At 64.9% G+C, this 22,195-nt stretch carries 22 protein-coding genes and 2 tRNA genes; 17 read left to right on the forward strand and 7 right to left on the reverse strand.

What is annotated here, in order from left to right; all coding sequences use genetic code 11:
- The first annotated feature begins 29 nt into the window (after positions 1–29).
- Complete coding sequence (locus tag GM676_RS13795) at positions 30–1,676, forward strand: Eco57I restriction-modification methylase domain-containing protein (RefSeq protein WP_155464182.1); 1,647 nt, start codon at positions 30–32, stop codon at positions 1,674–1,676.
- Here the strand turns inward: GM676_RS13795 and GM676_RS13800 are convergent.
- Positions 1,673–2,752 (reverse strand): phospholipase D-like domain-containing protein, encoded by a 1,080-nt coding sequence (locus tag GM676_RS13800; RefSeq protein WP_170304293.1) that lies wholly within the window; start codon positions 2,750–2,752, stop codon positions 1,673–1,675. The genes GM676_RS13795 and GM676_RS13800 overlap by 4 nt on opposite strands.
- Positions 2,753–2,810: 58 nt before the next feature.
- Here GM676_RS13800 and GM676_RS13805 point away from each other — a divergent pair, with 58 nt between their 5' ends.
- A complete protein-coding gene (locus tag GM676_RS13805; protein WP_155464184.1) occupies positions 2,811–3,635 on the forward strand; it encodes an alpha/beta fold hydrolase in 825 nt (274 codons plus the stop codon).
- Between the two features lie 8 nt (positions 3,636–3,643).
- Here GM676_RS13805 and GM676_RS13810 read toward each other — a convergent pair whose 3' ends face one another.
- Entirely contained in the window at positions 3,644–4,063 is a 420-nt protein-coding gene (locus GM676_RS13810; RefSeq protein WP_155464185.1) for a hypothetical protein, read from the reverse strand.
- 246 nt (positions 4,064–4,309) lie between these two features.
- Between GM676_RS13810 and GM676_RS13815 the strand changes: the two genes are divergently transcribed.
- The 6 genes from GM676_RS13815 (at position 4,310) to GM676_RS13840 (ending at position 7,521) form a co-directional block, all read left to right on the forward strand.
- Positions 4,310–4,516 (forward strand): hypothetical protein, encoded by a 207-nt coding sequence (locus GM676_RS13815; RefSeq protein WP_155464186.1) that lies wholly within the window; start codon positions 4,310–4,312, stop codon positions 4,514–4,516.
- A gap of 91 nt (positions 4,517–4,607) precedes the next feature.
- Entirely contained in the window at positions 4,608–5,897 is a 1,290-nt protein-coding gene (gene serS / locus GM676_RS13820; protein WP_155464187.1) for a serine--tRNA ligase, read from the forward strand.
- A gap of 67 nt (positions 5,898–5,964) precedes the next feature.
- A tRNA-Ser gene (locus tag GM676_RS13825) sits at positions 5,965–6,054 on the forward strand.
- Positions 6,055–6,095: 41 nt separating this feature from the next.
- Positions 6,096–6,185, forward strand: a tRNA-Ser gene (locus GM676_RS13830).
- A gap of 106 nt (positions 6,186–6,291) precedes the next feature.
- A complete protein-coding gene (locus tag GM676_RS13835; RefSeq protein ID WP_155464188.1) occupies positions 6,292–6,975 on the forward strand; it encodes an SIMPL domain-containing protein in 684 nt (227 codons plus the stop codon).
- Positions 6,976–7,017: 42 nt separating this feature from the next.
- On the forward strand, positions 7,018–7,521 hold the full coding sequence (locus GM676_RS13840) for a DUF2059 domain-containing protein (protein ID WP_155464189.1): 504 nt from the start codon (positions 7,018–7,020) through the stop codon (positions 7,519–7,521).
- A gap of 3 nt (positions 7,522–7,524) precedes the next feature.
- Here the strand turns inward: GM676_RS13840 and GM676_RS13845 are convergent, their stop codons facing one another.
- Positions 7,525–8,064: a UPF0149 family protein gene (locus GM676_RS13845; protein ID WP_155464190.1), complete on the reverse strand. Its 540-nt coding sequence runs from the start codon at positions 8,062–8,064 to the stop codon at positions 7,525–7,527.
- A 158-nt stretch (positions 8,065–8,222) separates the two neighbouring features.
- On the opposite strand from GM676_RS13845, the gene GM676_RS32580 reads away from it, so the two are divergent.
- The 7 genes from GM676_RS32580 to GM676_RS13870 all read left to right on the forward strand — a co-directional run bounded on the left by GM676_RS32580 (position 8,223) and on the right by GM676_RS13870 (position 14,076).
- The gene (locus tag GM676_RS32580) at positions 8,223–8,357 is read left to right on the forward strand and encodes a hypothetical protein (RefSeq protein ID WP_267875600.1); all 135 of its coding nucleotides are present in this window, start codon (positions 8,223–8,225) and stop codon (positions 8,355–8,357) included.
- A 191-nt stretch (positions 8,358–8,548) separates the two neighbouring features.
- Positions 8,549–8,689 (forward strand): hypothetical protein, encoded by a 141-nt coding sequence (locus tag GM676_RS31565; protein ID WP_170304294.1) that lies wholly within the window; start codon positions 8,549–8,551, stop codon positions 8,687–8,689.
- A gap of 82 nt (positions 8,690–8,771) precedes the next feature.
- The gene (locus GM676_RS13850; RefSeq protein ID WP_155464191.1) at positions 8,772–9,137 is read left to right on the forward strand and encodes a hypothetical protein; all 366 of its coding nucleotides are present in this window, start codon (positions 8,772–8,774) and stop codon (positions 9,135–9,137) included.
- Between the two features lie 67 nt (positions 9,138–9,204).
- On the forward strand, positions 9,205–12,609 hold the full coding sequence (locus tag GM676_RS32585; RefSeq protein ID WP_155464192.1) for a response regulator: 3,405 nt from the start codon (positions 9,205–9,207) through the stop codon (positions 12,607–12,609).
- 88 nt (positions 12,610–12,697) lie between these two features.
- Complete coding sequence (locus tag GM676_RS13860; RefSeq protein ID WP_170304298.1) at positions 12,698–13,165, forward strand: acyl-CoA thioesterase; 468 nt, start codon at positions 12,698–12,700, stop codon at positions 13,163–13,165.
- Positions 13,166–13,280: 115 nt separating this feature from the next.
- Positions 13,281–13,727, forward strand: a complete 447-nt coding sequence (locus GM676_RS13865; RefSeq protein ID WP_155464194.1) for a RidA family protein — start codon at positions 13,281–13,283, stop codon at positions 13,725–13,727.
- Between the two features lie 79 nt (positions 13,728–13,806).
- A complete protein-coding gene (locus GM676_RS13870) occupies positions 13,807–14,076 on the forward strand; it encodes a KTSC domain-containing protein (RefSeq protein ID WP_155464195.1) in 270 nt (89 codons plus the stop codon).
- Here the strand turns inward: GM676_RS13870 and GM676_RS13875 are convergent, their stop codons facing one another.
- The 3 genes from GM676_RS13875 to GM676_RS13885 form a co-directional block, all read right to left on the reverse strand.
- Complete coding sequence (locus GM676_RS13875) at positions 14,077–15,039, reverse strand: alpha/beta hydrolase (protein WP_229262676.1); 963 nt, start codon at positions 15,037–15,039, stop codon at positions 14,077–14,079.
- Positions 15,040–15,079: 40 nt separating this feature from the next.
- On the reverse strand, positions 15,080–16,390 hold the full coding sequence (locus GM676_RS13880) for an MFS transporter (protein ID WP_211923227.1): 1,311 nt from the start codon (positions 16,388–16,390) through the stop codon (positions 15,080–15,082).
- A 115-nt stretch (positions 16,391–16,505) separates the two neighbouring features.
- Positions 16,506–17,390 (reverse strand): dihydrodipicolinate synthase family protein, encoded by an 885-nt coding sequence (locus GM676_RS13885; RefSeq protein WP_155464197.1) that lies wholly within the window; start codon positions 17,388–17,390, stop codon positions 16,506–16,508.
- 59 nt (positions 17,391–17,449) lie between these two features.
- Between GM676_RS13885 and ptsJ the strand changes: the two genes are divergently transcribed.
- Positions 17,450–18,754, forward strand: a complete 1,305-nt coding sequence (ptsJ, locus tag GM676_RS13890; RefSeq protein WP_155464198.1) for a MocR-like B6 salvage transcription factor PtsJ — start codon at positions 17,450–17,452, stop codon at positions 18,752–18,754.
- A 53-nt stretch (positions 18,755–18,807) separates the two neighbouring features.
- A complete protein-coding gene (locus GM676_RS13895; RefSeq protein ID WP_155464199.1) occupies positions 18,808–19,377 on the forward strand; it encodes an SET domain-containing protein in 570 nt (189 codons plus the stop codon).
- Here GM676_RS13895 and GM676_RS13900 read toward each other — a convergent pair.
- A complete protein-coding gene (locus GM676_RS13900) occupies positions 19,295–22,141 on the reverse strand; it encodes a bifunctional diguanylate cyclase/phosphodiesterase (RefSeq protein ID WP_155464200.1) in 2,847 nt (948 codons plus the stop codon). The two genes, GM676_RS13895 and GM676_RS13900, sit on opposite strands and share 83 nt — an antisense overlap.
- Positions 22,142–22,195: the final 54 nt, after the last annotated feature.

Genomic DNA, 22,195 nt, shown 5'->3' on the forward strand with positions numbered 1-22,195 from the left:
CCACCCTCGGATCAGGTAAAGCAAGATAAATGAATTTCATTGAGAACGAAAGCGAACAAAAGCTTCGAGGTGGGTACTACACGCCGGAAGATTTGGCGACATACATTTTGAAATGGGTGAACGCCGCCGCGCCCGGCAGCATCCTGGAGCCCAGCTGCGGCGACGGCATCTTCGCGCAGGCGCTGGCCAGCGTCGACCCCGGCCGCAAGGTGGAGTTGACCGCCTTCGAGCTGCTGGACGAGGAATATCAGAAAACCGTGCGGCGCTGCGCTGACCTCGGCGTCAAGGCGCAGGTGGCGCATGGCGATTTCCTCGACTGGGCGATCCGCAAGATGATCGCCGGCGTGCCGCTGTTCGATGGCGTGGTCGGCAACCCGCCGTTCATCCGCTACCAGTACCTGCCGCCGGAAGCGCAGGAAAAGGCCGAGCTCATCTTCAAGATGCTGCGCCTGAAATTCACCAAGCACACCAATGCCTGGGTGCCGTTCGTGCTGGCCTCGCTGGCGCTGCTCAAGCCGGGCGGCCGGCTGGGCATGATCCTGCCGTCGGAAATCATCCATGTGATGCACGCGCAATCGCTGCGCACCTATCTGGGCGAGCAGTGCAGCCGCTTGCTGATTATCGATCCGGAGGAAATCTGGTTCGAAGGCACGCTGCAAGGCGCGGTGATCCTGTTCGCGGAAAAGAAGCTGGAGCGCGAGCAGCATTCGGACGGCGTCGGCATCCACAAGGTGGTGGGCAAGGAGTTCATGCAGGCCGATCCGGGGCAGTTGTTCGATTCGGTGGCGCGCATCAACGGTGAAACGGTGGAGGGCAAGTGGACCCACGCCTTGCTGACCAAGGAGGAGCGCACGCTGTTCAAGCAGCTGTGCGACAACGAGCAAGTCCACACCTTCGAGCAGATTGCCGATGTGGACGTGGGCATCGTCACCGGCGCCAACAAGTTCTTTCTGGTGGCGGACCAGACGGTGGCGGAGTACGAACTGGGCAAGTACGCCTTCCCGATGTTCGGCCGCAGCGAGCATTGCCCTGGCATCATCTACAACGAAGCCCAGCACCGCGCCAACGCCAGCAAGGGCAGTCCGACCAATTTCATCTGGATACGCGACGCGGTGGATACCCTGCCGAAGCGGGTGCGGGAATACATCAAGACCGGCGAGGCGCAGAGGCTGCACACGCGCTACAAGTGCCGCATCCGCAGTCCGTGGTACACGGTGCCGTCGGTGCGGGCCAGCAAAATCGGCATGCTCAAGCGCAGCCATGACACGCCCAAGCTGATCTTCAACGAGCTGGGCGCGTACACCACGGACACGGCGTATCGCATCTCGATCAAGGACGGTATCGACGAGCGCAAGCTGGTGTACTGCTTCGGCAACGCGCTGACCGCCTTGAGCGCGGAGCTGGAGGGCCGTCACTACGGCGGCGGCGTGCTGGAACTGGTGCCGTCGGAAATCGAAGCGCTGCAAATCGTGCTGCCGAAGGCGCTGAACGCGTTCGACCTCAGCGAGCTCGACGGCTTGATCCGGGAAGAGAGTGCCCAGCGGGTGCTGGAGAAGCAGACCAGGATCATCCTCGGCGCGCTGGGCGTGACGGCGCAGCAGCAGAAGATGCTGCTGGATGCGTGGCTGCGCCTGAAAAACCGCCGCCAGCGCATCAGCGAGGCCGAAGAGGATTAATCGATTTCGATCATGTACTCGGGCGGCGCGCTGTCCTTGCGGTAGAGGTGCATGATGCGCCCCAGCAGGCTGCGCCGGGCAACGACAGGCTTGGCGTCGCCCCAGCTGACCTGCGTCATCGAATTGCTTTGCTTGTAAGTGGTCGATTCCGTGTTGGTATTGTGCGAGAGCTTGAGCTCGAACGTGCCCTTGAACTCGCCGGCCGCATACAGATGGAAGCGGGCGCTGGTGCGCTCATAGTGCGGCAATCTGGCATCGACTTCCCAGTCCAGGCCGGCAAACACGTTGTCGCGAAAATAGTGGCGCTGGTCGATTTCGTACGCGCCTTTTTTCCAGTACATGGACCCGGTTGGATTGGTGTTGCCGCCCGATGGCACATTCAGGTCGCGCTCCTTCAGCTCGTTGCTCTGCCAGACGCGGTAGAAATCGCCGGCTGAAGGGAAGCTGCGATGCAGCGGCATCGGATCCAGCGCGCCGCCCGCCGGCTGCGCCTTGGCGGTGTCCGGATTGGCCGGCTTGATGGTTTCGTCACTTAGCCGGCCAGTGTCGAACAGCGCCTTGACGGTCGCTGCGTCCGTAACCGGGATCACGTGGTCCGGGAAGCCGGCAACCATTGTCTGGAACGCGCCGCACGCGTCGGCGTAGAAGCGCTGATCCTCCGCGTCCGCCAGATTCAGGCTAATCAGGGAACTGGCTTCGATGTTGTTGTGCAGTCCGCCGAACGTGAGATTGGCGCTGCCGGCCACGATGCCGGCTTGCTTCCCGTGCCTGATGATGAAAATCTTGGGATGGAAAATCGTGCTGCGCGAGCCGGTATCGACCGCATACACGTTGACGCCGGCCGACAGCAGCAGTTCCAGCGCCTGATAGGAAGTGATGTCATTGCGGATGCCGACGAACACGCTGGCTTTCGGACCGGCTGCGGCGATGGCCTGGTAGATCGCCTGCACACCCTGGGTACGGGCAAAGGCTACGCTGATGATGGCCTCCTCGCAGCCTTGCCGGAACAGCTTATTGAGATGATCCGCGTGATTGTGCCTGGTGACTGCCTGAAGCAGGAATTCTACTTTTGCCATGAAGATCCATGCTGCTGGAAAGCTGCTAAGATAGCAGATTGAACAGGAGAGGAGCAGCATGGAGCCGGCAAAGGTGGTCGATGGAGTCGACGTGTATATCGAAGGCGAGGGACCGGAGACCATCGTCATGATCCATGGCTGGCCTGACACCTACCGCCTGTGGGACGCCCAGGTGGCCGAGCTGAAAAGCCGCTACCGCTGCGTGCGCTTCACCCTGCCGGGATTCGATATCGGCAAGCCACGCCGCTCCTACACGCTGAACGCCATGATCCGCGTGCTGCTGCACATCGTGAACAGCGTCAGCCAGAAGCAGAAAGTCATCCTGATGGTGCACGACTGGGGCTGCGTGTTCGGTTACGAGTTCTATATGCGGAACAAGGCGCTGGTCTCGGCCATCATCGGCGTCGATATCGGCGATGCGCAATCGAAGGCCGCCGCGCGTTCGCGCTCGGTCGGCCAGAAAATGATGATCGCCAGCTACCAGAGCACGTTGGCGTTGGCCTGGGCCGTGGGCGGCCCGATCGGCAATATGATGACCAGGTCCATGGCCCGCATGCTGGGGGCGCCATCGCCGCGTGAATACATCAGCTCCGGCATGAATTACCCGTACTACATCCTGACTGCCGGCGCGGCCGGTTCATACAACTCGCTGGTGCCTTTCGTGCCGACGGTGCCGATGCTGTACATCTACGGCACCCGCAAACCTTTCATGTTCCACTCGCCGCAATGGACCGAAACGCTGGCGGCCAAGGAAGGCTGCAAGGTGGTGGCCATGGAAACCGACCACTGGCCGATGCTGCGCGCGCCGCAGCGCTTCAACGACATCGTCATCAGCTGGCTGAGCAGGCCCGCCGACGCCGAAGAGGAGGAGGACGCCGCCTAGCGCTGGACTCAGCGCAGGCGGATCGGTTTCTGGTAGGGGGCGAACGGCGGCGGCGGCAGTTGCGCCTCGGCGTAGGCCTGGCGGAAGCACTCGGCTTTCTTGCCCTCGACGTCGGTGGTGGTGCGGGTGACCTTGCCGGTCGCGTCCAGCGTCAGCACGATGACCACCGGATGCTTGGAAATGTCGTGGCAGTTGCCGCGTTCATCGAGCTTCTTCGAGTTGTTGTAGTTGAGCGAGACTTCCTCATATTTGGTGGCCTTCTCGTTCGGGAACTGGGCGTTGAACTTGTTCATTTCGGCGGCGAAGTTCGGGTTGGCCGGTGGTGGCGGCTCATCCTTCTGCCACGACGAGCCACCCATGGTCGAGCAGCCCGTTGCAATCAACATCACGGCGCTTGCCGCTGCAATTTTCAGGGTATTGGTTTTCATTTCTTCTCCTTGAAGGCTGTACTGTTGAGCGAATAGTACAAACTTCAAGCATTGCGTGGCGCACGATTAGTTGCGTAGGAGAAATCCTACAGCGTATCCGCAGCCGTGCGCCGTCTGATCCTTCCCTTTGCATTTCAGGCGCCGTTTTCGGCGCTTCGTCGCATCCCCGTCGCGGGCCGGAACGCCTTTAGGTACAGTACAACCATACCGCAGCACTTATTCCAACCGACACCCAAGGAGAGCATCATGAACATCGCCAAACACATGGAAATCATCTTCGTTGCCGCCACCGTGATCGCCGGCGCCACCACCTTCGCCACCGCCGCCGATGACCGCGCCGACTTCGCCATGCCAGCCGACAAAGTGGTGGTGCTGGCCAAAGCCGACGCCGCCATGCCGACCGTCACCGTGAGCGCCAAGCGCCTGACCGCCGCCGAAAAAGCCGCGCTGTAATGGCGGCAGCCGGCGGGCTGCGCAAAACTCGCAAGGAAGTGGCTTCATCTTGGTACAATTGACGTTTTCGATACAAACGGCACTTGTTCCCATGATTGATATCCAACTTCTCCGTAAAGACATCGCCACCGTCGCCGAGCGCCTGGCTGCCCGCAAGTTCAAACTCGATGTGGACGCGTTCAACGCCCTGGAGTCTGAACGCAAGGCGATCCAGATGCGCACCGAGGAACTGCAAGGCAAGCGCAACTCGCAGTCCAAGCTGATCGGCATGATGAAGGGCAAGGGCGAAGACACCACCGCCCTGATGGCGGAGGTGGCCGGTCTGGGTGACGAGCTCAAGGCCAACGAAGTGAAACTGGCTGAGTTGCAGGCCAAGCTGGGCGACTTCCTGCAAACCATCCCCAACCTGCCGCACGAGTCGGTGCCGGTGGGCGCGGACGAAACCGGCAACGTGGAAGTGCGCAAAGTCGGCACGCCGCGCAGCTTCGATTTCGAGATCAAGGACCACGTCGACGTCGGCGCCCCGCTGGGCCTGGACTTCGACACCGCGACCAAGCTGACCGGCTCGCGCTTCTCGGTCATGAAAGGCGGCATCGCCCGTCTGCACCGCGCGCTGGCGCAGTTCATGCTGAACACCCACACCGACGAGCACGGCTACACCGAGTGCTACACCCCGTACATGGTCAACGCCGATTCGCTGCGCGGCACCGGCCAGCTGCCGAAATTCGAAGCCGACCTGTTCTCGGTGAAGAAGGGCGGCGTGGAAGGCGAGGGCGAGAACTTCTATCTGATCCCGACCTCGGAAGTGTCGCTGACCAATATCGTGCGCGATGAGATCGTCGCGGCGGAGACCCTGCCGCTGAAGATGACCGCCCACACCCCGTGCTTCCGCTCGGAAGCGGGCAGCTACGGCCGCGACACCCGCGGCATGATCCGCCAGCACCAGTTCGACAAGGTCGAGATGGTGCAGGTGGTGCATCCGGAAAAATCGTATGAAGCGCTGGAAGAGATGGTCGGCCACGCCGAGACCATTCTGAAACGCCTGGGCCTGCCGTACCGCGTGATGTCGCTGTGCACCGGCGACATGGGCTTCGGCGCCACCAAGACCTACGACCTGGAAGTGTGGCTGCCGGCGCAGAACACCTACCGTGAAATCTCCTCGCTGTCGAACTGCGAAGCCTTCCAGGCGCGCCGCATGCAGGCGCGTTTCCGCAACGCCCAGGGCAAGCCGGAACTGCTGCACACCCTGAACGGTTCGGGCCTGGCGGTGGGCCGCACCCTGGTGGCCGTGCTGGAAAACTACCAGCAGGCCGATGGCTCGGTGGAGATCCCCGAAGTGCTGCGTCCGTACATGGGCGGACAAACTTCCTTGAAACTGTAATTTTGTCCTTCCATTTTCTCAAGCACCTGCTATAATCTTGCCTTCTCGCAGCAGCAGGTGGGAAAACGGAGAGGTGGCAGAGTGGTCGAATGTACTTGACTCGAAATCAAGCGTAGGGGCGACCCTACCGTGGGTTCGAATCCCACCCTCTCCGCCAACTGTTTGGATGTGAGAAAAAAAGTAGGAAATGCGTCACCAGGAGAGGTGGCAGAGTGGTCGAATGTACTTGACTCGAAATCAAGCGTAGGGGCGACCCTACCGTGGGTTCGAATCCCACCCTCTCCGCCAATATTCAATAAAAAAGCTCCCGCGAGGGAGCTTTTTTTATATCTTGAAGTAGACATCTTTGTCTACTTTGGGAATAATGCGGTTTTCATCGTTACGGAAACCGACCATGTTCAAGCACCTCGTTGTTGCCCTTGCCTTGCTGCCGTTCGCCGTTCAGGCCTCCAACCTGCCGGACTATCCCTTCATCCACACCACCGGCGAAGGCTTTGCCACCATCCTGCCGGACCTGGGCGAGATCGATTTCGATATCACCGCCTTCAACGCCGATCCGGCCGCGGCCACCGCCGTGGTGGCCGAGCGCGCAGCGCAGGTGCAGGCGTTGATGATGGAAGGGGTATCCAGCGCGGCCCTGCGTGACATGCGCAAGGAGATGCGCGGCACCGAGGGCGACTACGCCATCCGTAGTTCTGTCCACATCGTCGTGAACGACCTCGGCAAATGGCGTCCATTGATGCAGGCGCTGCTGGCGTTGCCGAACATCGACCACATGTCCACCACCTTTGGCCGCAGCGATCGCGAGAAAGCCGAGCAGGAGCTGACCGCCAACGCCGTCAAGGACGCGCAGCGCCGCGCCGAAGCGATGGCGGCCGGTTTCGGCAAGAAGGTGGGGGCGGTCAGCGCCATATCGTCCAGCCAGTTGCGCAACCTGACCAATGCCGTGGGCCTGATGCCGGGCGATCTCTATTACCGCAACCGCTCGGTGGAAGCGGCGCCGGCCGACAAGGATTTCCTCGCCACCGAAGTGCTGCGCTGGTCACAGACGGTTGACGTGATTTTTCGCATCAAATGATACTTCAGGCTAGAATGCGGAAAAATTAACTTTGGAGATGTTATGAAGTCTGTTGCCGCATTCCTGGTCTCTGCTTTGCTCGCGGGCGCCGTTCAGGCCGCCACCGCCAATCCCGACGCCGCGCAAATCAAGGCCGCCCATGATTTGCTCGCCGCCATGCAGGCCGAGAAGATGATGCGCATGACCGCCGGCATGAGCAAGTACGCCTCGCCCGAGCAGCGCAAGCAGGTGATGGACAAGGTCATCAATCTGCAACCGGAGTTCGTCTACAACAAGCTGGCCACGCCGGTGGCCAAGCTGCTCAGCACCGAGACCTCGCTGGAGATGACCCGTTTCTATCAGTCCAGCTACGGCAAGAAGGTACTGCACGATACCTATAACAGCGGCGCCCAGCTGTATCCCAGCGCGCCCAAGCCGACCGCCGCTGAACAGGCCGAGTTGAAGAAGCCGGCCTACCTCAAGGCCGACCAGGAATTCAAGGCCAATGAACAGGCCATCCACCACGAAACCTTCGTGTTGCTGAAAGAAGTCATCAACGGCAAGTAAGCCTTAGCCGCAGCACTTCTTGAATTTTTGTCCGCTGCCGCAAGGGCAGGGGTCGTTGCGGCCAACCTTGGCCGCCTTGGCGTGCGGCGCGTGGAAGAAGGCGTTGATCCCGATGACCGACGGCGTCACCTTGGCGGCGTTTACCGGCGCCGCGAACGGCACCAGCAACGCCGGCTGCTGCGCGCGCAGCGGCGCCCACGCCTCGGCCGCCAGCTGCACGCCTTGCAGGAAGCCGGCGCACCAGGCCTCGGCGGTCCAGCTGCCGCCGCATTCGTAGATCGGCTCGAAGCTGCCGGGATCTTTTTTCATCCACGTCCGCATGTAGGCGTGATGGCGCAGCACCAGCGCCTGCGCCTCCGCGTTGCCTTGCGCGCCGCCCCACACCAGCGGCAGCCACGCCTCTGGCGCCACCTCCAGCGGACCGACCGCCAGCGCCGTCAGCAAGCCTTCCAGCCTGGCGACATCCATCGATTGCGGGCCGATGGCAAGCAGCAATTCGTCGAGTTGATCGTATTCGTCGTCGTTCAGCGGGATGGTGTTCATGGCGTGCTTCCGGTGCAAAAGCCGCCATTGTATGCGATCCGGCCGACTGGCTCTGGCGCCGCCCGGCGTGCGCCATCGCACCTCGGGCGGCATTTTTGTCTTTGCTATCGCGCCGCCTTGGCCGACACTGAAAACATCCCCATCGCAAGGAGCTCAGCATGCACAGCACCCCCGATCCCGAAGTGCCACCGCCGCAGCCGGAAAAAGATCCGCCACCCGACAACACGCCACCGTCGCCGGAACACGCGCCGATCGAAGAACCCGAGCCGCCGCGGCCGCCCATGAAAACTTGACGATAAACTATGTGGCTGTGTGCGCCGGCGTACCGTCCGTTGTGTGGAACGGACGGTATTCTGGTTCCACGCCTCTTAACGTTGCCCAATGGATACATATTTTCCTATTTGTGTTGGTCGTCACACAGCGGCACTGAAAGAGTTTCTATAATTTAGTCATGTCGTTGGTTTTCTGATCACGGAGGGCAATCATGGGCAACTCACTGCACAATAAAATCTATCTCGGCCGCCGCACCGTCGCGCTGAGCACCAAGCGTGTACAAGCCATGATTTGCATCGCAGCGTTTGCCAGCGTCGGCCTGGCGTGGCTGATTATCCGAGCGTTCCAGTAAGCGCTCCCGCAAGCTCTTTATTGCCATTGCCGCCGGCCCCGCGTACCATGTGGGCCGCAGCATCTCTTATGGAAAAATGGCAATGAAGAACGAAAAATTCACGCAGGACGAGTACGACGCCCTCGACGAAGTCAAACGCGGCATCAAGGGGGATCGCGTCAGCGCCTGTGTGGGCCGCAACAGCAAGCGCCTGTCCGGCCTCAAGCTGATCAGCATCGCCCGCAACGGCCGCATCACGCTGACCGACAAGGGCGAGCAGACCATCTTCCTGCGCCGCTGCGTGCTGGCCCTGCGCGCGCTGGCGGAACAGCCCGGCGCGGCCATCGACGCCGACGTGGCGCTGTTCCTCGGCAAGAAATCCCACATCCTCGAACGGGCCGAAGGCGGCTTCGACATCAGCGACAAGGGCAGGGAGTCGCTGGCCGACATCCTCAGCCAGGGTCACTGATAAAAACGCTCCTCCGGAGCGTTTTTTTTGTTGTAATGTAGAGCTATAACAAAAATCAGGGACTGCCATGAAAGTCGCCACGCTGCAAAAGTTTCGCAAACTGTTCGGTGTGCTGGTGGCGGCCGTGGTGTTGGTGTTGCTGGTCGTCTCGCTGTTTGTGGTACACGTGCTCAACCAGAGCCGCCTGCGCTACTACGCCAGCGCCGAGGAAACCTCGCACAACCTCGCCATCTCGCTGGAAAACTTCCTGCACGCCCATTTCCAGGCGGTCGACCTGGCCATGCGCCGCGCCGACCTGGAGTTCCGCACCCTGCACCAGGAACGCCGCTTCGACGACGACAAGTTCAGCGCCTACCTGCGCAGCCTGAAAGAACGCCTGCCGCACGCGCAGGCGCTGCGCGGCTCCAACGCCGCCGGCCTGGTGATCTACGGCGAGCAGGTCGACCTGTCCAATCCGCAGGACCTGACCATCCGTGAATTCTATGCGCGGGTGCGGAACGAGCATCAGCTGGTGTTCGGCATCCCGGTCAAGTCGCGCATCAGCGGCGAATGGGTGCTGCCGCTGATCTATCCGCTGACCCTGCCGAACGGCGCCTTTGGCGGCACCGCCTATGTGTTGATGAACAGCGCCCGCATCAGCGAGGCGTTTGCCGCGCTGAACGTCGGCGCGCATGGCTCCATCGTCCTGATGGACGAGAAGAAGCGCGTGCTGCACCGCTATCCGGAAGTGCCGGACATGGCGTTTGGCAGCACCATCAAGGTCAATCCGCCTACCCAGGCCCTGCTGGACGGCAAGCAGAATCGGGCCAGCTATACCGTGGTCAGCCCGCGTGACGGGCTGGAGCGCACGATCAGCGTGGAGAAGGTGGGCGTGTATCCGGTCTACGTGGTGGTGGGCCTGGCCAGCAGCGACTTCCTGGCGCCGTGGTACAAGGAGGCGCGCAACGCCGCCATCTTCCTTGGATTGCTGACCGGACTGGCGCTGGCGCTGCTGCTGGGGGTGCGCTATGGCCTGAACAAGCAGTATCAGGCGGTGCAGCAGTTGGTGGAGGCCGACCGCGCGCTGCAAAGCTCGCTGGCCCGGTTGACCGCCTCGGAATCGCGCTGGCGCTCGCTGACCGAGGGCTTGCCGCAAATGGTGTGGACCGCCACGCCGGCATTGCGCATCGACTTCCTCAGCCACCACTGGGCCGGCTTCAGCGGTGTGCCGGCCGCGCAGCTGATCGCCAGCGGCGACTGGTCGCGGGTGATCCACCCGGACGACATGGCGGCCCTCACCGCCGCCTGGCAGCGGGCGCGGCTGGAAGGCGACCAGTTCCGCTGCGACTGCCGCCTGCGGCGCCACGACGGCGAGTGGCGCATCTTCGACAATTACGCGCTGCCGCAGCGCGACGCCAGCGGCGCCATCCTCGGCTGGGTGGGTAGCAGCACCGACAGCACCGAGCTGCGCACCGCGCACGCCGAGCTGGTGCGGGCCAAGGAGGCGGCCGACCAGGCCGGCCGCGCCAAGTCCGACTTCGTGGCCAATATGAGCCACGAGATCCGCTCGCCGATGAACGCGGTGCTGGGCATGCTGCAACTGCTGCGCCAGACCGGCATGAGCGGGCGCCAGCAGGATTACGTCGACAAGGCGCACGCCGCCGCCAGCGCCTTGCTGGGCTTGCTGAACGACGTGCTGGACTTCTCCAAAGTGGAGGCCGGCAAGCTGGCGCTCGATCCGCATCCGTTCCGGCTCGACAAGCTGTGGCGCGACCTGGCGGTGATCCTGTCGGCCAATGTGGGCGCCAAGGATATCGAGGTGCTGTTCCGCGTGGCGCCGGAGCTGCCGGCGATGGTGGTGGGCGACGCGCTGCGCTTGCAGCAGATCCTGCTCAACCTGGCGGGCAACGCCATCAAGTTCACCGAGCGCGGCGAGGTGGTGGTGTCGGCCCAGCTGGTGGCGCAGGATGCGCGCAGCCTGTCGGTGGCGTTTGCCATCCGCGACACCGGCATCGGCATCGCGCCCGAGCAGTGCCTGCACATCTTCGACGGCTTTTCCCAGGCCGAGGCCTCGACCGCGCGCCGCTATGGCGGCACCGGACTGGGGCTGGCCATCAGCCAGCGGCTGGTGCGGCTGATGGGCGGCACGCTGCGCGTGGTGAGCGAGGTGGGGCATGGCAGCGTGTTCGATTTCACGGTCGAATTCGGCCGCGCCGAAGCGCCGCCCGCAGCGCAGCCGGCATTGCCGCCGGCGCAGGATGCGCTGATGCGCGACCTGTCCTGCCTAGTGGTGGACGACAATCCGGTGGCGCGCACCGTGCTGCGCGAGATGGCGTCCTCGTTTGGCTGGAAGGTGGACGTGGCCGCCGACGGCTACGAGGCGCTGGACGCCATCGCCGCCCGCGTCGCGCGCGGCAAGGCCTACGACGTGGTGTTCATCGACTGGCGCATGCCGGCGCTGGACGGCTGGGAAACCAGCTGCCGCATCCGCCAGCTGTCGCCGGAGGGCAAGACGCCGCTGATCGTGATGGTGACCGCGCACGACCGCGAACTGCTGGCGCAGCGCCAACACGAGATGGGGCCAGTGCTGGATGGCTTCGTGGTCAAGCCGGTGACGGCCTCGATGTTGTTCGACGCGGTGGCCGACGCGCGGCTGGAGCACCGCAAGCCGCCGGCGGCCACGCTGGCCTCGTTGCGGCGGCTGGAGGGCGTGCGCCTGCTGCTGGTGGAGGACAATCCGGCCAACCAGCAGGTGGCCAGCGAGCTGCTGGGCCATGAGGGGGCGCAGGTGCTGGTGGCCAGTTCCGGGCAAATGGCCCTGGGCCTGCTGTCGCGTCCAGGGCCGCTGCCGGAACTGATCCTGATGGATATCCAGATGCCGGAGATGGACGGCTATCAGACCACGCGCGCCATCCAGGGCAAGCTGGGCCTGGCGACGCCGCCCATCGTGGCGATGACGGCCAACGCGCTGGCGGCCGACCGCATCGCCGCGCTGGAGGCCGGCATGGTCGATCACATCGGCAAACCGTTCGACCTGGCGCAACTGATCGCGGTGATCCTCAAGCATGCGCGCCAGCTCGACCCGGCGCCGGCACCCGCGCCGGTGTCCGCGGCGCCAGCCGGCGAGGGCGGGGCCGTGCCGTTGCCGGACGCCGGCTTGAACAGCGCCGCCGCCCTGAAGCGGCTGGGCGGGCTGGAATCGATTTACCTGATCGCCCTGCGCAGTTTTGTGGCGGAGGCCGGCAAGCTGGCCGAACAGCTCAGCTTGGCGCGCGGCGAGCGGGACCTGGCGCTGGCCCTGCCGGCGCTGCACACGCTGAAAGGCCTGGCCGGCACGGTCGGCGCCGACCGTCTCGCCACGCTGAGCCAGCTGGCCGAGCGCGCCCTGCGCCAGGATGGCGCCGACTGGGCGCCGCTGGATCTGGTGCTGGAGGCCTGTCCCGGCGTGGCCGGCGAGATCGCGTCGCTGCTGACCGATAACCTGCGGCGCTGACTTGATCCCGATTTAACTATTTGCGATTGGCAAGCTTAGCGGATAGCATGCTGTTAATCACAAAAGGAGCTAGGCAATGGAAAAACCGATGAACTGGGTGGAGCACGAACTGAGCATGACGGTGTTGATGACGCCGGACATGGCCAATTTCTCTGGCAACGTCCACGGCGGCACGATTCTGAAGTATCTCGACAGCGTGGCCTACGCCTGCGCCAGCCGTTACTCCGGCAGCTATGTGGTGACGCTGTCGGTGGACCAGGTCATGTTCCTGCAACCGATCCATGTGGGCGAACTGGTGACCTTCCTGGCCTCGATCAACCACACCGGCCGCACCTCGATGGAGGTTGGCATCCGCGTGGTGACGGAAAACATCCAGCAGCGCCTGGTGCGCCATGCCAACAGCTGCTACTTCACCATGGTGGCGGTGGACTCCAACCGCAAGCCGGTGGAAGTACCGACGCTGGTGCCGCAAACCGAGGAACAAAAGCAGCGCTGGGAGCAGGCCCTGCTGCGCAAGCAGGCGCGCCAGATGGTGCACGGCAACCGCAAGAAATAAAGCGGTGCCGGCGCCTCTGTAAAAGGAGATAGGTGCCCAGCCTATATCTGGTGACGCGGCCGCGCCGCTGTTTGACTATGCTTGCCTCTCGATTGACTTATGCGAGAAGGAAGCAATGACTACCACGTTAAACAAGCAGACCGCCAACCTGGGCGTGGCCTGGGAGGGCATCTACGGCTACGCCCAGGCGGTCAAGGTGAAAGACACCATTTACATCTCGGGCCAGCTCAGTCACGACGCCGCGGGCAATCTGGTGGCGCCGGCGGCGCTGGGCGCCGATGGCAAGCCGCGCGATTTCGACGCCATGGCGGCGCAGATGCGCCAGACCTATGTGAACGCGGTCGCGCTGCTGAAGCAATTTGGCGCCACCCTCGACAACGTGGTGGAGGAAACCTTGTTTGTGCTGGATGTCGACGCCGCCTTCAAGGTGGCCGGCGAGGTGCGCAAGGAAGCTTATGCCAGCGCGCAACCGGCGATTGCCAGCAATTTGATCGGGGTGTCACGGCTGGCGTTTCCCGAACAGTTGATCGAGATCACTTTCCGCGCCGTTCTGCCGGATTGAACGCATCAGATATCGACTGGGCGCGTCGATTTCGCTAATATCGGAGGTGTGGCAGCGAAAACCAACCAGGGAGGCCGGCATGGAAATGAAGCGCATCAATGCGGGGAAATTGCGGGCCATCGGGTATGACGCGCGTGACAAGCTGTTGCGGGTGGAGTTTGACGACGGCAGCGCCATCGACTATTCCGGCGTGGGCAATGAGGTGTGGCGCAAGCTGTCGACCTCCGGCTCGGCGTGGAGCTATTACCGCGATAACATCGAGGAAGAGTACACCGGCCGGCGCGGCGTGGTGCGCAAGCCCACCACGCGCGCCGATCTGGAGAGCCTGTTCAAGGCGCCCGGCGAGTGATTACAGTTTGCCGACCGCGATCACGGCGTCGGCAAACGCTTTGGGCGCTTCCTGCGGCAGGTTGTGGCCGATGCTCCCGTTGATCTGCTGGTGCTTGTACTTGCCGGTGAAGCGCTTGGCGTAGCTGGCCGGCTCCGGATGCGGGGCGCCGTTGGCGTCGCCTTCCATGGTGATGGTCGGCACGCTGATAGTCGGCGTCCTGGCCAGCTTGTCCTCCAGTTCCTTGTACCTGGCTTCGCCTGCTTCCAGGCCGAGGCGCCAGCGGTAGTTGGAAATCGTGATGGCGGCGTGGTCCGGATTCTCCAGCGAGGCGGCGCTGATGTCGTAGGTGGCGTCGGTGAACTGCCATTGCGGCGAGGCCAGTTTCCAGATCAGCCTGGCGAAATCCTTGTGGTTTTTTTCGTAGCCGGCGCGGCCGCGTTCGGTGGCGAAGTAGAACTGATACCACCACTGGAATTCGGCGGCGGGCGGCAGGGGCTGCCTGCCGGCTTCCTGGCTGCCGATCAGGTAGCCGCTCACCGACACCAGGCCCTTCACGCGCTGCGGCCACAGGGCGGCGATGATATCGGCGGTGCGCGCGCCCCAGTCGTAGCCGGCCAGCGTGGCCTGGTCGATTTTCAGGGCATCCATCAGGGCGACGATATCGGCGGCCAGCGCGGCCGGCTCGCCGTTGCGCGGCGTGCCGGCGTTGAGGAAGCGGGTGCTGCCGTAGCCGCGCAGGTGCGGGATGATGACGCGGTAGCCGGCCTTGGTCAGCAGCGGCGCCACGTCGACGTAGCTGTTGATGTCGTAGGGCCAGCCGTGCAGCAGGATCACCACCGGGCCGCTGGCCGGGCCCTGGTCGACATAACCCACATTCAGGTCGCCGGCGTTGATCTGTTTAATATCGGTAAAGCCGGCGGCGTGCACGGCGCCTGACCAAGCGAACAGCGCGGCGGCGATGAGATGGCGGTGTGGTTTCATGAGCGGTCTCCGGTAGGGGATGAAGCAACCCATCTTAGACCTACTCCCGCGCCCGCAAGTCTTTCCGAAGGGAGAGGCCGTTAGTTCTTTTGGGTAGGTAGGCAAGCAGGGCGGCGCTGGTGATCAGGAGGGCGCCGGCCAGCAGGGGCGTGCGCGCGTCCCGGCTGGTGAGCAGGCCGGCGGTGGCGGTGCCGGCGGAGCCGGCTGTGATTTTCAGGGCGGCCACCCACAGGAAGATCTGGCCGCGCGCCTTGGCCGGGGCGTATTCGGTGCGGGCGGCCAGGGTTGCGGCGAAGAAGAAGGCGTTTACGACGCCCGATATCCAGAACAGGCACACGGTCAGTTGCCAGCCGCCGCTCAGCATGATGGCGCACAGGCCGCCGGCGGCGCCCAGGGCGAGGGCGGTCATCAGGCGGTCCGGGCTGCCGCGCAGGGGACGCAGCATGACGCCGATCGATCCGGTGAGGTTGCCAATGCCGTAGGCGGCGGTCATGGCCGCGGCGCCGGCCAGCGGGATGCCGAGCCGGCCGCTCATCTGGACTGCGGTGATGGGCAGGGCGGCCATGCTGAACGCCACCAGTACGGTCATATAGAGGGTGCGGCGCAGCTTGCCGTCCTGGGCGATCAGGGCGATGGTGCGCCATGCGCCCGGCACGGATTGTGGATTGCCGCCGTGTTCCGGCGCGGCGTAGGGCAGGCGCATGACCAGCCCGGCGGCCAGGAAGGTGGCGGCGGCCAGGCAGTATGCCGCCAGCGCGGGCGTGGCCCAGGCGGAGACGGCGGCCACGATGGACGGGCCGACGGTGCCGCCGATGCCGTAGGTGGCGACGTCCCAGCCTTGGGCGCGGCGCAGGCTGGACGCGGTGATGGCGCTGCCGCCGGTGCCGCTGCCGTCGGCGCCATCGCCGGCATCGCTGCTGCCGCTGTCGCGCTCCGGGGCTTGGCGGCGGCGCTCGCCGGCGCGGGCGATGGCGGGCAGGCGGGTGCTGATGCCGCCGGTGAGCAGGGGACCGCACAGGCCGGCCATCGCCAGCAACAAGCCGGTCACGGCCAGCGGGACGTGGCCGTAGCTGGCCACGGCGCCGGCCAGCGCGGCGGCGTATAGCAGGCAGGCGGTGGCGATCACTTTGCGGCCGTCGTCGGCGAGGTCGATGCGGCGCGCGACGAAGGGGCCCAGCAGGTGCGGTGCGGTCAGGCAGGCGCCCAGCAGACCGGCAATCTGGCCGCCGTCGCCGCGCGTGGTGGCGAGCAGGACGACCGCCACCACCGCGCCGCCATCCGCCATCCGCGCCAGCGAAGCCGCCGCGACGTAGCGGGCGAGGGCGCCGCCCGGCGTTGCGACCGCGTTCACGCGCGCCCCGGCGCTTCCGCCGACAGGGCCCGCTGACCGCCCGGCGTAGGCTGGGCACCTGCGCGAACGCGCGCAAGGCCCGCCGGACCAAGCGGCGCGGGTGTGGCGGCTGCGGTCATGCCAGTTCCAGCGTGGCGATCAGTTTGGCGAGTTCGTCACGGTCGACGCCGGTCAGGGATTGCAGTGGCGCGGGCAGGCAGGGGCCCGACACCAGGCCGAGGATTTCCAGCGCTGTGGCGGTGACGCGCAGGCTGCCGCCATGCCGCGCAATCAAATCCCAGTAGGGCCGCAGACGCTCGGACAGGCGCGTCGCTTCCTCCTTGCTGGCGGCGCGCGCGATGGCCAGCGTGGTTTCAGGGAACAGGCCGCCAAGCACGGAGTACCACGCCTCGCAGCCCGCGTTCATGCCGGCCGCGCCGAACCAGTCGCCGCTGACGCCGATGGTGACGCTGGCCGGTATCAAAGCGCGCAGGCGGGCCACGCGTTCGGTGGCCGCCGCCGCTTCGGCCGGCACGCCGGGAATCTTGATTGAAGCCACGTTCGGCAATTGCGCAATCCGGCCATGCAGTTCGTCGCTGAAAGTAAACCGCGTGGTGCCCGGATTGTCGTACACGCACAGCGGAATCGACAGGTTGCGCGTCACCGCGTCGTACAAGCCGTACACCTCATCAGAAGTCAACGCGTGATACGACACCGGCGCCAGCAGGACCGCGCTGGCCCCGGCCTTTTGCGCATCTTCCGCCAGCTCCAGCACGTCGCGCATGCGCAGCGCGCCGATGCCGATCATCACCGGGACGCCGTCCGCATGCGCCACCGCCAGCTGCGCCGCGCGCGCCCGCTCGGCGCGGCTCAGGTAGGGATAGCAGCCGGTCGACCCCAGCGCGCCGATGGAATCCACGCCGGCCGCCGCCAGCCGCCGCACCAGCCGGCCATAAGCCGCTTCGTCGATGCTGTCCTGCTTGAGGGGAGTGATGGGAAATGCGCTGAGACCGGAAAACATGGGCTAACTCCTGTGGATGGTAGAATGTCTGGTACATAATAACACTATGTCCTAGGACAATGTCAAACATTACCGGAACCACCGCCATTGAAATTGCCGACTGCATCCGCGCCCTGGTGCAAAACGGCCACTACCAACCCGGCGACGCGCTGCCGCCCGTGCGGGAACTGGCGGAAACGCTGGGCGTCAACCGCAACACCGTGGCCGCCGCCTACCAGCGCCTGACCAAGGCCGGGCTGACGCTGGCACAGGGGCGGCACGGCACCACCATCGCCACGCCGCCGCGCGCCGGCGAGCAGGAGGGCCTGAGCGGCGACACGCCGCTGATCGATCTCGCCCATGGCAATCCCAACCCCGACTGGCTGCCCGACGCCGGCCCGCTGCTGGCCGGCCGTCCGCTCAAGTCGGGCCTGTACGGCGAGGACACCATCCTGCCCGAGCTGCGCGCCCTCGGCCTGCGCTGGTTTGCCGGCGATTGCCCGCCAGGCTGGGAACTGGAGCTGACCAACGGCGCGGTCGACACCATCGAACGGCTGGCCACCGCCCAGCTGGTGGCGGGCGACAAGGTGGCGGTGGAAGATCCTTGCTTCCTCGGCTCGATCAACGCGCTGCGCCTGAGCGGCATGCAGACCGTCGGCGTGCCGCTGGACGACGAAGGCATGCAGCCGCAAGCCCTGCAACGCGCGCTGGAGCAGGGCGCGCGCGCGGTGCTGATGACGCCGCGCGCCAACAACCCGACCGGTTGCAGCCTGTCGCAACGCCGCGCCGAAGAGCTCAAGCGCGTGCTGGCCCGGCATCCGAACGTCCTGATCATCATCGACGACCATTTCGCCCTGCTGGCCGATACGCCCTACCATTCGGTGGTCCCGGCCGCCGCCGCGTGCTGGGCGCTGCTGCGTTCCGTATCGAAGGGACTGGGACCGGACATGCGGCTGGCCTTCGTGGCCTGCGATGCGGACACCGCCAGCCGCCTGCGCACCCGCCTGGCGCCGGGCATGGGCTGGGTCAGCCGCCTGCTGCAAACGGTGGTGGCGGCCTGCCTTGGTTCGGCCGAGGTACGCGGGCAGATCGAGGCCGCGCGCGCCGGCTATGCCGCGCGCCGCGCCGAGTTGCGGGCCGAGCTGGCGGCGCAGGGCATCGCGCTGCCGCCGCCCGCCGATGGCCTCAACCTGTGGATACCGCTCGACCGCGACGCCAGGGACGTGGCCTACGCGCTGGCCAAAAAGGGCTGGCTGGTGCGGCTGGGCAGCGCCTACGATGTGCAGGGGCGCTCGCAGGCGATCCGCATCACGGTCTCCAATCTGCGCGATGGACAGGCGCGCCAGTTTGCGCAGGACTTGCAATCGGTACTGCGTTCCGATTGAATCCTCCGGGAGGCTGTGGTTTAATCAAAAGATCGTTGACCTTTTCGATTGCCATGTCCAGCCTCCCAGATACTCAGCAAGACCAACCTGCATATCGCGTCGAACGCTCTTCGGTGCACGGCAATGGCGTGTTCGCGCAGCGCGACATCGCGCCCGGCGAACGCATCATCGAATATGCCGGCCGCGAAATCACCTGGGACGAGGCGCAGATCCGCGCCGAGGTTCAGGGTGGCCCGCACAACCATACCTTCTTCTTCAGCCTGGCCAACGGCAATGTGATCGATGGCGGCGACCATGGCAACGAGGCGCGCTTCATCAACCACTCCTGCGAACCGAACTGCGAAGCCATCGAGGAGGAGGACAGCCGCATCTTCATCTACGCCCTGCACGACATCAAACAGGACGAGGAGCTCAGCTATTCGTATCCGCTGATCTACGAGGGCCGCCACACGCCGGCCATCAAGAAGGCCTTTGCCTGCCGCTGCGGCGCGCTCAACTGCACCGGCACCATGCTGGCGCCCAAGCCGCGCAAGCGCAAGGCTAAGCCGGAAGCGGCATTGTTCGCAGATGCCGTCCCTGCTTTAGCAGCTGTTCAAAATCCGCCGCCGGCAGCGCCGGGCTGAAGTAGTAGCCCTGGATTTCGTCGCAACCGTTGCGGCGCAGGTAGTCGACCTGGCTTTCGGTCTCCACGCCCTCGGCAATCACGCGCAGCTTGAGGTTGTGCGCCAGCGCGATGATGGACACCACGATGGCCGCCTCGTCGTCTTCCTTGATGTCGCTGACGAAGGAACGGTCGATTTTCAGCACATCGATCGGGAAGTGCCGCAAATACGAGAAGCTGGAATAGCCGGTGCCGAAATCGTCTATCGATAGCGCCAGCCCCAGCGCCTTCAGCCTGTGCAGCAGCTCCACCGCCTGCGTCACGTCGTGCATGAACAGGCCCTCGGTCAGTTCGATGTCGAGGCAGGCCGGCGGCAGGCCGGTGTCCTGCAACACCTGGGCGATGGAACCCGGCAGCTGTGGCTCGCTGAACTGGCGCGGCGACAGGTTGACGGCGATGCGCAACTGGCCGTGGCCCTGGTCCATCCAGCTGCGCGCCTGCGCGCAGGCCGTTTGCAGCACCCACGCGCCGATCTCGACAATCAGCCCGGTCTCCTCGGCCAGACCGATGAAGCGGTGCGGCGCCACCATCCCCAGTTCCGGATGCTGCCAGCGCAGCAGCGCCTCCATGCCGACCACGCGGCCGCTCTGCAAATCCACCTGCGGCTGGTAGTGCAGCACGAATTCCCGCCGTTCCAGCGCCTTGCGCAGCGCGCCCTCGATGCGCAGCCGCTCGCGCGCCTCCTCGTTCATGGCCGGTTCGTAAAACTGGGTGTTGTTGCGGCCCAGTTTCTTGGCGCGGTACATGGCGATGTCGGCGTGCTCGATCAGGCGCTGGGCCGAGGTGCCGTCGGCGCCGTACACCGCCACGCCGATCGAGCAGGTGACAAAGAATTCCTTGCCCTCCAGCATGGCCGGCTGGGTCACGGCGCGCATGATGCGCTGGGCGATGTCGTGCGAGGCTTCTTCCGGATACTCGCGCAGGATGGCGACAAACTCGTCGCCCGACAACCGCGCCACGGTGTCGCTTTCGCGCACACTGTCTTGCAGGCGCTGGGCCACGGTTTTCAACAGCTGGTCGCCGGCCTTGTGGCCGAGGCTGTCGTTGACGAACTTGAAGCGGTCGAGGTCGATCAACATCACCCACAACGGCCTGCCGCTGCGGTTGGCGAAGGCCACGGCCTGCGCCAACCGGTCTTGCAGCAACACGCGGTTGGGCAGGCCGGTCAGCACGTCATGGTGGGCGATGTGCTGGATGCGCTGCTCGGCCAGCTTGCGTTCGGTGATTTCGGCGCCGGTGCCGCGATAGCCGCGGAACTTGCCCTCGCGGTCGAACAGCGGCTCGCCACTGATGCTGAACCAGTGGGTCTGGCCGTCGAAGCCGGGCAACGCATATTCCAGGTTGGAGAAGGGCAGGTGCGCTTCCAGGGTGGCGCGGTGGTCGCGGCCCCAGCGGTTGTTCCACTGTTCCGGCTGCAAATCCCAGCGGGTCTTGCCGATGAAGGCCTTGGGATCCTGCTTGCCCTTGTCGAAGAAGCCGCCGGTGATGTTGGTGAAGCGGAATTGCTGGTCCTGCTCCCAGTACCAGTCCGATGACAGCGCCAGCAGGCGGCGGAAGCGGTGCTCGCTTTCCTGCAGCGCTTCCTCGGTGCGCTTGCGGGCGGCCACGTCCTCGGCCAGCTTGTCATTGCTGGCCTTGAGCGCCAGCGTGCGCTCGTCGACCAGGCGCTGCACGCGGTAGGAGCGGCGCGCCAGCGAGTTGACGAAGGCCGCCGTCAGCAGCGAGAACAGCAGGCCGCCGATCAGGGTCGACAGCGAACCGAGGTGATACGGCAGGAAGGGGCGCGGCAACGGCGTCACCTGCACATGCCAGGACTTGCCGGCGGCGGCGAAGGTGCGCACGTACGGCTCGCGGTAGTCGAAGGCCAGCCAGCGTTGCAGCGGGCGCGGCGCCGGCGGTTCGGCGGCCGGCATGCCGCGGCTGTAGATCAGGTGGGCGGGGCGGATATCGTCGCCGATGTAGACTTGCAGCATCAGCTCGCGGTCGTCCAGCAGGTCGGCCGCCAGCAGGATTTTCTGGATCAGGTCGGCCGAGCGGATGACCGCGCTGGTGTTGCCGATCCACGCCGCGCGCCGCTGCGCCGCCGTGCCCAGCTCGGCGCCATCGCGGTACACCGGGATCATCATCACAAAGCCCTTCTGCACGCCGCGTTCCTGCTCCAGGCGCAGCAACTCGGTGGTGCGCGGCTGGCCGCTGTCGACCGCCTCGGCGATCACCCGCGCCATGCCGGGCAGCGAGGCCACGTCCAGCCCGAAGGCCGGCTCGTTGCCTTCCAGCGGCTCCAGGTAATCGACGATGATGTGCTGGGGACGCGGGCTGAGCGGCTGGCGGTTGGCGTCATGCAGCAGGTATTCGGGCAACTGCCTGCGCACCTCGGCCTCGTGGCGGCGGGCGGCGGCGTGGTCCATCACGCGGTGGAAATTGAAAGCTTGCACAAATGGATAACGTTGCAGCAGCGGCCGGGTGAAGCTGGCGAACTGCTCGCGGTCGACCACGCCAACCGACTTGAACAGCGTATTCAGGATGGTCACTAGCTCCAGCGTATCCTCCATGCCGCGCCGGATGGCGGCGGCGCGCATGTGGCCGCGTTGCTGGAAACTCAGCTCCATCTTGCTGTATTCCAGCGCGCTCACCGCCGCGAACAGCAGGCCGGTGACGGCGCAGCCGGTCAGCAGCGTCAGAATGGCCGCCAGCGAAATCCTGGATGACTTCCGGGTGGACGACATGACGCGCTTTCCGAGTGGAAGAATGGCATGGCGCGGGCGGGGACAGGGGCCGCA

Source organism: Duganella radicis (genome assembly GCF_009720825.1).
Lineage (GTDB): Bacteria > Pseudomonadota > Gammaproteobacteria > Burkholderiales > Burkholderiaceae_D > Rugamonas > Rugamonas radicis.